Annotated in this window: 1 protein-coding gene; it reads left to right on the top strand. The window is 57.3% G+C overall.

Features of this window, described 5'->3' with window-relative positions; genetic code table 11:
• Window positions 1-684 (top strand): ATP-binding protein (locus BF99_RS0119660; protein ID WP_025772629.1); only part of this gene is annotated, 684 nt, incomplete at its 5' end.
• Window positions 685-851: the final 167 nt, after the last annotated feature.

Raw genomic sequence — 851 nt, forward strand, 5'->3', positions numbered from 1 at the left:
AGCGATAGCCACCGATGGCGGTCGAACTTCATCCGCACCGTCTTGGAGCGGGATATTCCGATGTTCGCACCGCGTCTCTCGGCGCCGAGGCTCGAACGCCTTTGGCGCATGCTGGCGCATAGCCAAGGGGGGTTGCTCAACGCCACGCAGCTCGGCCGAAATCTTGAAGTATCGACCCCCACCGTCACCGCCTATATCGACCTGCTCGTCGATCTGCTGCTGGTTCGCCGTCTGCCGCCCTACCACGCCAATATCAAAAAGCGTCTGGTCAAATCCCCCAAGACCTATTTGCGCGACAGCGGCTTGGTGCACTGCCTATTGGGTGTCGAGACCCTTCACGATCTGCTCGGACACCCCGTTGTCGGCATGTCATGGGAAGGCATGGTCATCGAAACCCTGCTGGGGTATACGCCCTTTCGAACCGAGGCGAGTTTTTATCGCACCGCAACCGGCGCGGAAATCGACTTGGTGCTGGAGATGGGAGCGAAGCACGGCGTTTGGGCCATCGAAATCAAGCGCACGACGGCACCCAAGATGGAACGAGGTTTCCGCCAAGCCCTCGCCGACATCCAGCCCGACCGGGCTTTCATCGTTTACGGCGGACAGGAGCGCTATCCGAAAGAAGATGGTGTGGAGGTGATCGGCATGCACGATCTGGCGGCCGAACTGGCCCGTCTGTCTTAGATGGTCTTGCGATATGGTCCAGAGGTGATGGATATCCCTCGCCTTGGAGTTATTCGAGACACTTAAGTTTTAGATCGATAAAAGACCTGATCCTACGGAATGGCGGAAGTCTCTAATTTCCTATAAAAAAACCGAGGGTAGAGCGACCTACCCTCGGTTCGATAGAG

Source organism: Thioalkalivibrio sp. HK1 (assembly GCA_000583135.1).
GTDB lineage: Bacteria > Pseudomonadota > Gammaproteobacteria > HK1 > HK1 > HK1.